We start from the raw sequence: 14,348 nt of genomic DNA, 5'->3' as shown, positions 1-14,348 counted from the left end.
AAACAGTTGATTGCCCCACTATCAACTAATGGTTATCATTTTCGCATTTAACAGGGTTTCTAATGATGCATATAATTGAAAAGCACTTTTAGGATTTCTTATCTGGCAGGCAAGAAGTTCTTCGAGTCTTTTGATCCGATAGCGTAAACCACTCATTGAAATGTTCAATGCTTTCATACTACTTTCGAGATTACCGCCGCATTGCAGAAATACATAGAGAGTTTTCAATAGCTCATTCATTTTTGGATCTTCTTTCAACAATAATGGACCCATCATTTTCTCCGCTTTTTGAAGGACGGCTGGAGTACTTCCAGTATGCATTAAAATGGAAAGTAGATCGACCTCTTCAAATTTGATTATATTCCGATGCCCTTCGTTCATTCTAAGAGCGGTTAAAGCTTCTTGGAGAACCTCATCAGCCCGTTCCAACTCATTACTTATCGTGCTGATTCCCATTTTAAAGTGATATCCGCCAAAAACGGCATATAAATGATTTATGCATTCCTGGTTGAGGTAAGTTAAAGATTGTGATTCATTTTCAGGCCGCAGAGGTATAAGCAATACGATATTGCCATCCCTTAAGGCCGTTAAGACGACTTGATTCCGCTTTTTAAAAAAACTATAAATCTCCTCGATGATTTTCTGCTGAATGAAATAATCATTCTCGACCTTTTGAGTGGAGGGATTTTGATAGCTTAACAAAACAATGGTAAAAGGGTGATCCAATGAAGTGTCTAGATACATGCTTTTATTGATTATTTCTTCTCTAGAAGCAAATTCACCATTTAATATTTGTTCCAGAAATAGGCCCTTTACCCTTTCAAGAGCTTCAAAACTGTTTTTTTCATTTAAGAGGAATAAGGAACAGGCCATGGACACCCTTTCAAGAATCATTTGATTGATTTCCAGGTTCGTTTTACCTTCAATACGATTCGATAGTGCAAAAGCACAATAGCCGTAAATTTGATTTTGTAACGTAATGGGAGCATAAAGCAGTTTAATGCCATCTGTTACGATACTCCCGGTCTCCAATGTGTCTGGACCATTTTCCCATTTGAGTTTTAGCTGATTTCTAACCTCCGTTGCCTTACCGTTGTCAAATCCAGCATGATAAACCTGATTGCTATGGAAATTCTCCATCAATAAAGGCATTTTAGTTTTTTGATAAACCATCCTCATTATAGATTGAAGGTTTCTTCCGCTAATTAGCTCTTCTGTCAACAGATTATGAATATCCATCACCTTAGACAAGCTATTACGTTCTTCCAGCAGCATTTCATACGTTAAGGCTAGTTCCTGAACAATCGGTTTCGTTTTATAATAGTTAACCTCATCTTGTATTTCCCTGCCCCATAAATGTATGGATTTACCTTCGTATCTACACTCTGCTTGCCCTGCTCCCTTGCAGGCACTTTCTTTAAAAATCACTTCATGACCGCAGACCGTAGAATAAAATCCACTTGCATATCCCGTCAATGTATAACAGACTGGCCTTTTTGCGATGCCAGTCTGGGTAATGTGTTCCTCGGCCTCATAGGAGTTCACCCACACCCCTTCAACCTTCACGGAGTCTACATCCACTTGATTCACCATCGATAATTCCAATTTCGTAGTCTTAACTTTTGTATAGCCCTGTAACATATGTAAAATGGGGCCTTGTTTCAATATTTCCTTAACACTTGACAAATCCCCTTTAAGTGCCTTTTTTGCATCTTTGACCCCGATATTCCAGCCATAACGGATTAAAAAAGATTTCATTCTTTCAAATCCAATAGTCTCGATCAAATCCTTTCTTAGGGTGCCGAAAATCGAAGAGGAAGTTAGGATCATCCTTTCATCATTTAAATGAATTTCACCTTCATCATTCTTGAGATTCAAAAGATTCGTCATGATACCCCTCCGGCTTTCCTTTTACATAATATTATACTTTTTCCATACCTTAGCTATCAAGAGAAATGTAAACGCATTCATTTTTTCGTCATGGAAAAACCGGAGGGATGCTACTACGAACCACATTTCCCGTTATCATGGGCTGCATTCATTCGTATGAAATTTTTTATCGATTTAGTTCAAATTAGCACTTAAACCAGTTTCGGCATTAATCCACTTATCATTTGTCCAGCCATGAAGGTCATAATCGCTCATTGCCAGATCTACAAAAGATTTGAATGTATCCGATTGACCATTTAAATCTGCCATTTTCATCGTTTCAAGCCTGATATTTTCATGGTTTCCCGCATAATTGATTTCATATAACTCATTCCTGCCGCCAAATTCCGTTCCGATGGAATCCCATATCAGTTTCATCAGTTTAACCCTTTCTACTGCTGAAACCCCACCTGAACCCTTATAATATTTATCGAGATACGGTCGCACCTCAGGGTTTAGAAAGTCCTTGGAGCTTGATGGGAGTTGAATGAGATTGCCTGCTACCACCTGTTCAAATATTTGTTTCACTTTTGGCCAGACCATTGGTGCGAACACCCTATAAGCAGTAGCGTATGTGCTGTTGGGCAGAACAGTGCCATTAGGCCCCTCCATCGGATCTGTAGCCATCGCAGTCGATATTGCCCAAAACATATTCCTGTACGCGAGCACTTCCCCAATATTGGCTTGAACTCCCCTAAATTGATTCGTTCCTGCCATTTCCGTTGCCTTCATCAGAAGTCCAGCCATAAAATCCAATTTAACCGCATACCGAGTGCACCCATGAAAAGTATATCTGTTCATCCATCCAGTCTTGGCCCTAAATCCATTGGCAATGTCCACATTATTATAAGCAAATACATCTTCCCATGGGATGAATACATGATCAAGCACGATGACCGCATCATTTTCGTCGAATCGACTTGAAAGCGGGTAATCAAAAGGAGTGCCTGTCTTTGCAGCGGTTTCTTCAAACGACTGCCTGCTGATCATTTTCAATCCAGGCGCATTCATCGGTACAAAGAAAATCAATGCATGGCTTCTATCTCCTTCCCCAAGATCAACAGGAGAATAATTAGCGACGAAATTATAATTCGTAAGCGCGGCAGAAGTCCCAACCATTTTGGCGCCGCTTACGATTATTCCATCATCCCGTTCTTCCACTGTACGTACAAAAATTTCTTTGTTTTCATGGAGTGGTTTATTCCTGTCCATTGCCGGATTTATAATTGTATGGTTACAGAATGGCACATCCCTTGTGGATTTTTCATACCATCTTTTCGCATTTTCTTCAAATCCTTTATAAAAGTCGGCAAATGGTCCCAGTGACCCTGTGAAAGCAGCTTTATAATCGGGGGTACGACCCATGAATCCATAACTTAGTTTTGACCATTGTGCTATGGCATCTCTAGCTTCAAGAAGTTCTTCTGCATTTTTTGAGGCCATGAAGAACTTATGGGTTCTATGGCCTTCTTCTGTCTTTGCCGTTAAAATCGGTGCAGTGACTGGATCATGGAGAGCATCGTATAGTTGGGCAATTGACCTGGCAGAATTGCGATATGCTGGGTGTGTTGTCACATCATCGACCTTATCACCGTTTAAGAATACTGTTCTTCCATCTCGTAAACTTTCTAAATACTCTTTTCCATTCATCATCGGAACATCCCCCATTCACAATTTTTCAATTGAATTGCTAGTTCCATACTAACTAAATGTTCAAAGCATATTTCTGTTGAATCCAATCTTTTTTCTAACAATTTTTGTCTAATTATACTGAATAATCTAAAAATGTTGAACTTATACAAAAAATCATATACGATATCATATATGATTAATAAAATTCAAGGGGTGAGTGTCCATGACAAAAGCAAGAGTGAAGCTACAAAAATCAGATTATTCTGAAGAGATAGAAATATTATCAAACCGCTATATTTTAATGAATGGAAAAAAATATGAGGTTTCACAAATAAAGTTGGATATCCCTATTTCAGGAACCGTATATGGAACATTATTAAACTATAAAGGAACATTGGAGGCCTTGAAGGATGAATTTCACCACCCTCCTTATAATGAGCCTCCTAAAGGGCCGATTCTTTATATTAAACCTAGAAACACATTTTCTTCTTTTTTAAATCCGGTTCCCCTTCCAAAAGGCATACTTGAATTGGAAATCGGGGCGGCACTTGGTATTGTAATCAGTAAAACAGCGACAAGGGTCAAGAAAGAACATGCATTGGATTATATAGAAGGCTTTACGATCGCCAATGATATCAGCATCCCGCATAAAAGCGTTTACCGACCTGCCATTCGACATAAAGCCCGTGATGGATTTTGCCCGGTCGGGCCCTGGGTCGTATCCAAAGAATCGATATCCAATCCCGATTCTTTAGGAATCCGGGTATATATAAATGGAGAGCTAAAGCAAGAAAATTCAACTTCAAATCTAATTCGTTCCATTTCCCGCCTTATTGAGGATGTAACAGACTTCATGACATTGAATTCAGGTGACGTTCTTTTAGTTGGTGTTCCAGAGAATGCCCCCCTCGCAAAAGCCAATGATCAAATTAGAATTGAAATAGACGAAATCGGTTATTTGGAAAATTCAATAATACCCGAAGAAAAACTATCATTGGAGGGGATTTTATGAAGAGAGCTCGAGTAGCCTATGCGGGTGCCATACATCTTGCAAGTGAATATAATGGACAGCTCCGATTAACGGATGGCCGGATTGTCGACGAGCAAGATGTTGTTTGGCTTCCCCCAGTGGAGCCCCGTACTGTGTTCGCGCTCGGCTTGAATTATGCAGATCATGCAAAGGAGCTTGCTTTTAAAGCGCCGGAAGAACCCCTCGCGTTCTTAAAAGGTCCCAATACCTTTATCGGCCACCGGGGACAGACAAGACGGCCTGCTGATGCAGCTTATATGCATTATGAATGTGAATTGGCTGTCGTCATCGGTAAAAGGGCGAAAAACATAAAAAAAGAAGAAGCACTTAAGTATGTAAGTGGCTATACAATTGCAAATGATTTTGCAATTAGGGATTATCTCGAGAATTACTACAGACCGAACTTAAAGGTCAAAAATCGCGATACATGCACCCCCATTGGCCCATGGCTAGTGGACGCTGAAGATATTCCAAATCCTTCGAATCTTGCCATCAGGACTTACGTCAACGGAAAATTGACTCAGGAAGGCAACACGAAAGACATGATTTTCAGCATTGCTGATTTAATAGAATATTTCAGCAGCTTCATGACATTGAGTCCTGGAGATATCATATTGACCGGCACACCTGAAGGATTGGCGGATACCGCTGTAGGCGATGAAATCACCACTGAAATTGAAGGGATCGGAAAACTCATTAGCACAATTGTCGGTGATGATCTTTTTACCTCAGGCCAGGAATCGTCGCACCTAAAAATCCATCTCAATGGAAGGAATTAATCACATGCCTCATATTATTATAGAATATACGGACAATATTAAAGATGAAATCCAGATTGACGAGTTGTTAAAGAAGATGAATGATGTCCTGATCTCCTATCCTTCCATCTTTCCAATTGGCGGCATTCGCTCCCGGGCCATAGAATTGAAGCATTATCGGGTCGCCGATGGTTCTGAGGATGATGCGTTTGTTCATGCCATACTTAAAATTGGCGCTGGACGCCATGAAAGTGATAAAACCAAAGTATGTGATAAACTTTTCGAAACGATGGAATCCCATTTGGCAGCCCTCTTTTCTAAGAGATATCTAGCCCTTTCCATGGAGCTTTCCGAATTCAGTGATTTTGGCACATATAAAAAGAACAATATCCATAACAGATATAAATGAACACCTGAACTTCCGGTTTCATATTTAAGGGCCTTCCCGATCAACAGGAAGGCCTTTAAATATGAAATGATATGAAACTACAGCCGTGCTCGGTCGATTTCAGCAAGATGTTCTGAACGGTTTAAGAACTCCTTGACACGATCCACATATTCCTGTTTATCATAGCCGTTATATAAAGCGCTTGCCATACGTATCGGATCCCCAAAAAAGAACCGTTCATACAACGTTTGCCTTGTTCCAAATGAACTCATGCATACATCCCATGCAAGACGATACAATTCAACCCTTTCATACGCTCCTCCATTGGCTGCTTGAAGATATTTATCTAAATCCGGTCGAAGCTCTGAATTGAAATCCGCTTCATTTGGTATCGCCATTAATCCACTGGCTCCAAGTAGCTGCATGATTTCACTGAACCTAGGGTAAATCTTCGGATAATAATTACGGGCAATGTTTAACGGTGTGAAATCAGGTGTCATTATGCCCCATTTATCCACTTTTGCATTTGCCTCCGAAGCTGTAATGAAAGCTTTTACCGTTTCAAGCGCTATAATGACTTCCGAAATTTTCTCCTGAACATGCTGGTATTGCCCAATATTGATTGTTTCTACCATTAGTTGCAGAATCCCCAGAATGAACTCAGTTTTGACGATATTCTTCGATACCACCTGATGGGTCATATGAACAACCGCATTGCTCTCATTATACGCTTGGTTACAAATGCCGACATCCCCGTATGCAAACACGCGATTCCAAGGAACGACTACATCATCAAAAACGATAATTGTATCCATTTCCTCAAATCGTGAACCGAGTGGGTGATCAAAATGTGATTTACCATAGTCGAATGATTCACGACAGATGAATTTTAATCCAGGGGTATTATTAGGTATGGAGAAGGCGAATGCATAAGGGTTTTCTTCTTCGGATTGCTTAAGCAGTGTGGAAGGAAAAACCATGATTTCGTCCGTAATCCCGCCTTGTGTAGCCAATAATCTGGCTCCCTTTATAATAAGCCCTTCTGAATTCTTGCCTGCTATCCGTGCTGCGATGTAAGGGTCCGGAAGCTCGGCTGCACTAACTCCCCTATTAACCTGCGGTTGAATCAGGGTATGTGTCAATGACAAATCCTTTTCCCGGCAGAGCTCATAATAATCTTTCATATTTTTTGCAAATGCCGAATCCTGGGTTCCGAACATATCCGCAGCTGAACCGTACGCCATCATCCCACTGTTGATATAATCAGGGGACCTTCCCATCATTCCATTATTATGTCTTGCCCATTCTTGAATCATTTTTCTTCTTTTTGCGAGGTCTTCCTTTGTCCGAGGCTGCATGAATGAGGTTCCTACTCTTTCTTTGGAAGTAGGTGAGGTATAAGTCATGATGTCTTCTTTCGTGGAATCATGCTGAAGGTCATATAATTCAGCCTGAGTTTTCATGACTCCTTTAAAAGCTGGATGTTCACTGATCTTATCTTGTACTTGCTCTCCATTGATCCATACATTCGCCTTTGCTTTGTCTACCCTATTAATATATTCTTCACCTGTTTTTACCGGCATGATTGTATCCTCCTTTAGTTTCCATATGAATGAAGCGCTTACAAATAAATTCAAAAAATTCAATTAATTACTTTAACAAAATATACCATGTGTTAAGATATATATAAAATACTTAAAAAATTGAATATGTATATGAAAATCATATGTATGAGGTGTATAAAATGGACATCCGGCAACTAAAGTATTTTGTGACGATTGTTCAGGAAGAGCAAGTAACTAAAGCTGCAAAAAAATTACATATGGCTCAACCACCTCTTAGCCAGCAACTAAAATTAATGGAAATGGAAATCGGTGAAAAACTTTTCGATCGGAACGGAAAGAAACTTGAACTCACTGAAACTGGCAAGGTCCTTTATAAAAAAGCTGAAGCTCTATTAAACCAGTTTGAAGAAACACTATTGGAAGTGAAGGAAGTCAGTAAAGGGCTAAAGGGCACTCTATCCATCGGGTCAGTAAAAACTTGCTTTTCTTACATTCCGCAAAGGATGAGAACGTTTAGAGAAAAATACCCTGAAATAAGTTTCAAGTTAATGGAAGGGGATACATTTCGTATGACGGAAGGTTTACTAAACCGGGAAATCGAGTTAGCTATCGTACGACTTCCAATTAACGGTAAGCAGTTCTCATCGATTCACCTTCCACCGGAAGACTTTGTACTTGTCATCCCAAAAGAATGGGATATTCCAGACACCATTGAATTTAAACATATTAAGGAATTCCCCCTATTATTGCTGCATAGGGTAAGTGGTCAAGGTACCTATGAACTGATAGTGGATGAATGCTTCAGACATGGATTTGAACCCACCATTGTTTGTGAATGTCCTGATGCAGCGATGATTCTATCATTAGTGAAAGAAGGAATAGGTGCTACCATCATGCCACGTACCACATCCAAATCGTTTTCAACCCAAGGTATAAAAATAGTCGAATTCATAGATTGTGAAGTACAATCGGAAGCCGCACTTATCTGGCTCGAAGAACGTTATCTTTCCAAAGGTGCCGTCAAATTTTTAGAAACCTTTTCTGAATGAGTTACCCAGTTTCCCCGAATCTTCTTTTTGATTTATCAATCCCCTATTAAACTGGATGGATTCTCGGATAAAAAGAAAAAAAGCAGCCTCTATTCAGAAGGGCTGCTTTTTCTCCCATGGATTCACATGGACGTTAACAAAATCGATCATCATTCAATGTCGCACGACACCTTTAACGTCATGGCCCGTATTGGACTTTACGAGGATTTCATTAAAATTATCATTTGTAATCGCTTTCACATTAGTTTGACGGTTACCGAACAAGGCACCTAAGTAGCATGCCAAAAAGCCAAGTGGAATGGACACGATTCCTGGTGAATTCAACGGGAAAATGGGGTCGCCTGTAATGATGGTTGCTCCCGGGACCGGGTTCCAGACATTCGGACTTAATGCTACGAGTATAAGTGTACCAAAAAGACCAGTCATCATTCCGACTATGGCACCTGTTTTATTGAAGTTTTTCCAATAGATCGTAAGAAGGATGACTGGCAAATTTGAACTGGCGGCCAATGTAAAGGCAATCGACGCTAAAAATGCTACATTGAATTCCTGCAGACCTAATGATAAAACGATTGAAAGTGCGGTCACACCAACGGATGCCCATCTTGCCATGGTCATTTGCTGTCTTTCCGTCGCTTTTCCATCTTTTAATATTTCGTTATAAAAATCATGTGAAAATGCCGTAGCACCTGTTAAAACGATTCCCGCCACTACTGCGAGTATCGTGGCAAAGGACACGGCTGCAATAAAGGCGAATAAGATGTCGCCGCCCACAAGTTTGGCCAATAGGGGAGCAGCCATGTTTCCCGCTGGGTTAGCGGCCATAATATTTGATGTTCCAACCAACTTCGCTGCACCGAATCCAAGAAAAATGACCATGATGTGAAAAGCCCCCATGATCCACATCACCCACACAACCGATTTTCTTGCCACTTGAGCATTGGGGACGGTCAAAAAACGAATTAATATGTGAGGCAGACCTGCTGTCCCTAGAATAAGGCCTAGTGACAAGGATGCTGCATCCCACCCACTGGCATATTTAATACCTGCCTTCAGGTAATCTGCACCCATAGGTGTCGCTGTTTTCATATCCGTGAAAATCCCGATGAAATTGAAATTCATTTTCCACATGACAATCATGAATAATATGAATACCCCGCCGATTAACAGGATGGCTTTAATGATCTGCACCCAACTCGTCGCCGTCATTCCTCCAAATAGAACAAAAACCAACATGGCAATCCCTACGATGATTACAGATGTATTATACGGGATGTCTAAGAGCAATTTGAATAAAGCACCTGCTGCAACTAGTTGCCCCAGCATGTACATGACTGATATCACCAGCGTATTAAAAGCGGTCACTCCCCTGACCTGTTTATATTTGAACCTCGTGGTCACCATGTCAGCCAGTGTATATTTCCCTAAGTTCCTTAATGGTTCAGCCACCAGGAATAATACGACCAGGAATGAAACAAGTGCCCCATACATCAGGAAAAAGCCATCATACCCCGTTAAGGAAAATGCTCCAATCAACCCTAAAAACGTGGAAGCCGACATAAAATCCCCTGCCAACGCAAGTCCATTTTGCCTGGCCGTCAACCCGCCCCCGGCCGTATAAAATGAGCCTGCCGTTTTCGTTTTTTTGGAAGCGTAATACGTTATAAAAAGGGTGCCTATCGACATAAGCGCAAATAGAATTACCACTGTCCAATTCATAAATCAAAGCCCTTCTTTCTCGATGATTTCTTGTATTTGCTTATCAATTTTCTCCGATTTCCTTACATACATGCTGCAAACCCATACAGACATAACGGTAATCGATACACCGTACACCCACGCCCATGTTATGTCTCCAATGAAAGTGTGATCCAGGATATCTGTATAAAAAACTAAGAAGGGCAAAAGCAGGGAATATCCCATAAAAAAAATCGTAAAAGAGATGACAAACTTCTTTTTACCGGAAAGCATCTGCTGAAACTCCTTGGAAGCAACAATCTTTTCATAATCTAATAGATTGGTTTGTTCGGATTCTTCATGGTTTTGTTTTTCCATCTGCACCATCACTTCACACCTCTTTTTACATTTATTTCCCAAGGCTGTAACCGAGCAACAGTCTTGATTATCACAATTGAAAACAGTACAGTACTCCCTCTTTCAATGGACCATACCCAAAGCAAGCCTTAGTATAGAAAATTCAAATTGATGGCTTCGTGTTTAAAATATCTGCTAGAAGAGGTTCTAAACCCACGCTCCTGATTTCTTCGCTTCTTCATATTGGCGCTTATGCTTACAGATAGGGCAGCAGTTTATTCTCACTGCTGCCCTGCCCCAGACCATATCTTTTGATGGCCTGCTCTCTCTTAATAGACGGCCCGCATATCTGTCATCTGATTCAACTTCTTTGTGCTTTCACATTTCCACTTGATATGAATCTTCATATCTTCTAAGGGAAGATAATCATTGAACTGTAAATGCCAACTCTCTTGATTGGATTCCTCCATTGTTTGATAGGCAATCCCCTCGTAAACATTTCCGTCGTTTTGCATCTCGATTAAATAAACCCCTGGTGGAGGTGTCAGAAATGCTTCTGATAATGTAACTAGGAAGTGTTGATGGTTTTTGGAACGGAAATAGGAGGAATTGATTGTCCCGTGACTTTGAAAATATGTGCCAAGATATGCCGGGATATCAGCAAACCTTCCATTCTCAATCAAGTTCCTAAGCATCGTCGAACTCACTTTTTCGTGTGCAATTTCAAATTTCTCGACTTCCGTCACTTCAAAAAATCTCTTTCCTTCGATTTTCAGCTTTTCCATATTTCCTTCCCCTTTATACCCATAACGAAAATCAAAACCAGCGACGGCATGTTTGCATTTAAACCCACAAAGATATTCCTGGATAAATCCAAAAGGGGAAAGATTAGCAAATGCGGAATCGAAGTTCACGACTATCAAGGTTTCCACCCCTAATTCCTGCATGATTTTTGCTTTTTGCACTAAAGGAGTAATATATTTTTTCGGTGTTTGATCACTCCCTATGATTTGCTTTGGATGCGGAAAAAATGTCATGACTGCCAATTTTAAATCTTGTTGCAAAGCAATCTTTTTGGCTCGATTAATCAATTCTTGATGTCCTAGATGAACGCCGTCGAAAAATCCAAGCACCATCACACACGGTTCTGCTTTAGCCGTACATAAACTGGAAAGTGGGTGCAAAACATGAATGATCTCCAATTCCATCTTCCTTTCATCTGCTTCTTGAAAGGTTCTATTAATAACTTCATCAAACAGACCTTCTATACTTCCAGCGGTTCTTTTTCGCAACTGGTAATCAAAAGATATAAAACTACCCATACAGGAGTTATGGAAACACACATACCATGAGCACTCTCTCTTCCAATTCCCACTGAGTGCCCATGTTCATTTTTAAGGGACGCTCGATGATCCACCCCTGCTTCCGGTCTTCAAATGATGAATTCAGGTTTACTTTTTGCCAGGATCGGTTCTTCAAGAAGAACTTCTTCGCCTGTTATTATATCAAGGACAGTAGACGCCTCATCAAACCATGAATCCGGGGCTTTTGCCCCCCAGAATGTCTGACGCCTTGGATCATCCAGATCCCAATGAATCGGTTCGTTATCTGGGTCAGACGTTAAGTAATCTCCATTGTAAAGTTCGATTCTGTGTCCATCCGGATCTCTTAAATACAGGAAGAATGCATTGGATAGACCATGCCTTCCGGGTCCCCGTTCGATGGACTGTGCATAACCGAGAGAGGCCAGCACATCACAGGCATGGATAAGTGCAAGCGGATCTGGCAGCCAGAAGCCTACATGATGAAGTCTTGGACCAACACCGTTCATGAATGCCTGATCATGGACCGTTTGTTTTCTATGCAGCCACGTTGCCCATAAGTTACCCGACTCATCCACTGTATCTTCCGAGCAGACAAAACCTAATTCTTTCACATAAAAATCATAAGCTTTTTGTACATTTGGAACACTGCAATTCACATGATCGATCCTTTGGACCCTCGAACCCCTATACAAATCAAATCGTTGCAGCAATCTCTCGGCTTTATCCATTTTGCTGAAAAATTCCACCGGCAAGCCCGAAATATCCTGAACACGGAGCGATTTTCCTATAGCATGCTGTGTTCCTGCTTCCATCCACTTCATTTTCATTCCCTTGGATTTGAAAAATGATTCCAGTTCTATTAGGTCTTCCTCTTTTTCAACCTTGTATCCTATCGCTTCCACGCTTGGCTTTTCTGCCTTTTGCAAGATTAGCGAGTGATGATGCGCTTCCTCTAAACCTCGTAAATAAATGTGTCCATTTGTTCTTTCCGTTTCAATAAACCCTAGAGCATCCACATAAAAGGCTCTTGATTTGTCTAAATCTGTTACATTAAGTATCGTTCTCGCAACACGAATAATGGAAAAATTCATAGTGTTCTCCCCTTCTTTAATGAAATCCGGATTATTTTTCAGCAGAAGAAACGGCATTTTGATTTATGGATCCAAACTTTGGAATGTGATGTTCTCCAATTGCCACATGAATAACTTGGGTTTCTGTATAGAACTCAAAGCTATAATGGCCTCCTTCACGTCCTACCCCACTATATTTCGAACCTCCAAATGGTATCCTCAGATCCCTTACATTTTGGGAATTCACCCAGACCATCCCACTATCGACGGCTTGAGCAAATCTATGTCCACGTTTCATATCATTGGTCCATACATAAGCAGCAAGCCCATACTTTACATCGTTAGCCATTCTCAGTACTTCCTCTTCCGTCTTGAAAGGAATGACTGCCATGACTGGTCCAAAAATCTCTTCCTGTGCTACAGTCATATCGTTTGTGCAGTTCAAGAGCAGCGTCGGGGCAATATAATTCCCTTCCTTGAATTCACTCGGTATAATACCGCTTACAATTTCTGCTCCTTCATCCTTTGCTATTTTCAGATAACGGGAGACATTATCAAAATGGTTTCGATGGATAAGCGGCCCGATCTCCGTTCCTGGGTCCATCGGATTTCCAATTTTGATAGTATGAACACGCTCCTTCAATTCTACAACGAACTGGTCCATTATCGATTCATGGACAAATAACCTGGAATTAGCCGTACACCGCTCCCCATTGAATGAATAGATTCCCCAAATCACTGAATCCAGTGCCTTTTCTAGATCAGCATCTTCAAAAATGATCGCTGGTGATTTACCTCCGAGTTCCATGGAAAAACGTTTCATCGTATCGGCACCATTTTTTATGATTTCAGCACCAGTCGTCGTCTCTCCGGTAAAGGAAATCAACTGGACATCAGGATGGGCAACCATGGATGCCCCCGCCGTCTCACCAAAACCGTGAACGATATTGAATACGCCTTTTGGCAAACCGGATTGATCAATGATCTGAGCCAATTTATTGGCTGTCAAGGGAGACCATTCAGCAGGTTTAAGGACACAAGTATTACCAGTAGCCAAAGCCGGGGCGATCTTCCAAGTTTCTAACATGAAAGGCGCATTCCAAGGAGTAATTAATCCCGCCACACCTATTGGTTTATGAATCGTATAATTAATGAAAGTGTCATCCACTTGATACGATTCTCCGATAAGCCTGCTTTTCACCATTTCAGAATAAAACCGGAAATTTTCCGCTCCCCGTGCTGCCTGTTTTTTTGTCTGGCTAATAGGCAAACCTGTATCAAGTGATTCCAAAAAGGAAATTTCTTCGGCATTTTCTTCAATTAAATCGGCAATCCTATTAATATATTTCAATCTTTCTTCCACTTTCATCTTTCTCCATGGACCGTTATCGAATGCTTCTCGTGCAGCAGCTACCGCTTTATCAATATCTTCCTTAAACCCTTCAGCCACATGATTGATTGCTTGATTATTAAAAGGGCTTAGATTTATAAATGTTTTTCCTGAGGTACCCTCAACAAATTGACCATTGATATAATGCTGGACATCTTTCACGGGAAAAGTTTGCATG

At 40.8% G+C, this 14,348-nt stretch carries 12 protein-coding genes; 4 read left to right on the top strand and 8 right to left on the bottom strand.

Annotation, left to right across the window (positions count from 1 at the left end; genetic code table 11):
• Positions 1 to 21 precede the first annotated feature (21 nt).
• Positions 22 to 1,890 carry a XylR N-terminal domain-containing protein gene (locus LQ203_RS07780; RefSeq protein ID WP_230157009.1) on the bottom strand — a complete coding sequence of 623 codons (1,869 nt, stop codon included), beginning with the start codon at positions 1,888 to 1,890 and terminating at the stop codon, positions 22 to 24.
• A 174-nt stretch (positions 1,891 to 2,064) separates the two neighbouring features.
• Complete coding sequence (locus LQ203_RS07775; RefSeq protein ID WP_230157008.1) at positions 2,065 to 3,582, bottom strand: 4-hydroxyphenylacetate 3-hydroxylase family protein; 1,518 nt, start codon at positions 3,580 to 3,582, stop codon at positions 2,065 to 2,067.
• 202 nt (positions 3,583 to 3,784) lie between these two features.
• Here LQ203_RS07775 and LQ203_RS07770 point away from each other — a divergent pair, with 202 nt between their 5' ends.
• The 3 genes from LQ203_RS07770 to LQ203_RS07760 are packed head-to-tail and all read left to right on the top strand — an operon-like array spanning position 3,785 to position 5,758.
• Complete coding sequence (locus LQ203_RS07770; protein WP_230157007.1) at positions 3,785 to 4,573, top strand: fumarylacetoacetate hydrolase family protein; 789 nt, start codon at positions 3,785 to 3,787, stop codon at positions 4,571 to 4,573.
• A complete protein-coding gene (locus LQ203_RS07765; protein WP_230157006.1) occupies positions 4,570 to 5,370 on the top strand; it encodes a fumarylacetoacetate hydrolase family protein in 801 nt (266 codons plus the stop codon). Before LQ203_RS07770 ends, LQ203_RS07765 begins: the two co-directional genes overlap by 4 nt.
• A 4-nt stretch (positions 5,371 to 5,374) precedes the next feature.
• Positions 5,375 to 5,758, top strand: coding sequence for a 5-carboxymethyl-2-hydroxymuconate Delta-isomerase (locus LQ203_RS07760; protein ID WP_230157005.1), 384 nt, complete (start codon positions 5,375 to 5,377; stop codon positions 5,756 to 5,758).
• Positions 5,759 to 5,835: 77 nt separating this feature from the next.
• Here LQ203_RS07760 and hpaB read toward each other — a convergent pair whose 3' ends face one another.
• On the bottom strand, positions 5,836 to 7,320 hold the full coding sequence (hpaB, locus tag LQ203_RS07755; protein ID WP_230157004.1) for a 4-hydroxyphenylacetate 3-monooxygenase, oxygenase component: 1,485 nt from the start codon (positions 7,318 to 7,320) through the stop codon (positions 5,836 to 5,838).
• Between the two features lie 161 nt (positions 7,321 to 7,481).
• On the opposite strand from hpaB, the gene LQ203_RS07750 reads away from it, so the two are divergent.
• Complete coding sequence (locus LQ203_RS07750; RefSeq protein ID WP_230157003.1) at positions 7,482 to 8,351, top strand: LysR family transcriptional regulator; 870 nt, start codon at positions 7,482 to 7,484, stop codon at positions 8,349 to 8,351.
• 153 nt (positions 8,352 to 8,504) lie between these two features.
• Here the strand turns inward: LQ203_RS07750 and LQ203_RS07745 are convergent, their stop codons facing one another.
• The 5 genes from LQ203_RS07745 to hpaE all read right to left on the bottom strand — a co-directional run bounded on the left by LQ203_RS07745 (position 8,505) and on the right by hpaE (position 14,347).
• The gene (locus LQ203_RS07745) at positions 8,505 to 10,070 is read right to left on the bottom strand and encodes a cation acetate symporter (protein ID WP_230157002.1); all 1,566 of its coding nucleotides are present in this window, start codon (positions 10,068 to 10,070) and stop codon (positions 8,505 to 8,507) included.
• A 3-nt stretch (positions 10,071 to 10,073) separates the two neighbouring features.
• Positions 10,074 to 10,415, bottom strand: a complete 342-nt coding sequence (locus tag LQ203_RS07740) for a DUF485 domain-containing protein (RefSeq protein ID WP_230157095.1) — start codon at positions 10,413 to 10,415, stop codon at positions 10,074 to 10,076.
• Positions 10,416 to 10,714: 299 nt separating this feature from the next.
• Positions 10,715 to 11,587: an FAD synthetase family protein gene (locus LQ203_RS07735; protein ID WP_230157001.1), complete on the bottom strand. Its 873-nt coding sequence runs from the start codon at positions 11,585 to 11,587 to the stop codon at positions 10,715 to 10,717.
• Positions 11,588 to 11,817: 230 nt separating this feature from the next.
• Complete coding sequence (hpaD, locus tag LQ203_RS07730; RefSeq protein ID WP_230157000.1) at positions 11,818 to 12,801, bottom strand: 3,4-dihydroxyphenylacetate 2,3-dioxygenase; 984 nt, start codon at positions 12,799 to 12,801, stop codon at positions 11,818 to 11,820.
• Between the two features lie 31 nt (positions 12,802 to 12,832).
• Complete coding sequence (gene hpaE, locus LQ203_RS07725; protein ID WP_230156999.1) at positions 12,833 to 14,347, bottom strand: 5-carboxymethyl-2-hydroxymuconate semialdehyde dehydrogenase; 1,515 nt, start codon at positions 14,345 to 14,347, stop codon at positions 12,833 to 12,835.
• Position 14,348 lies beyond the last annotated feature (1 nt).

Origin of the sequence: Peribacillus sp. Bi96 (assembly GCF_918698115.1) — a bacterium.
Taxonomy (GTDB): Bacteria; Bacillota; Bacilli; order Bacillales; family DSM-1321; genus Peribacillus.
Note: the sequence above shows the minus strand (reverse complement) of the source record. Positions and strands in the feature narration are given on the sequence as shown.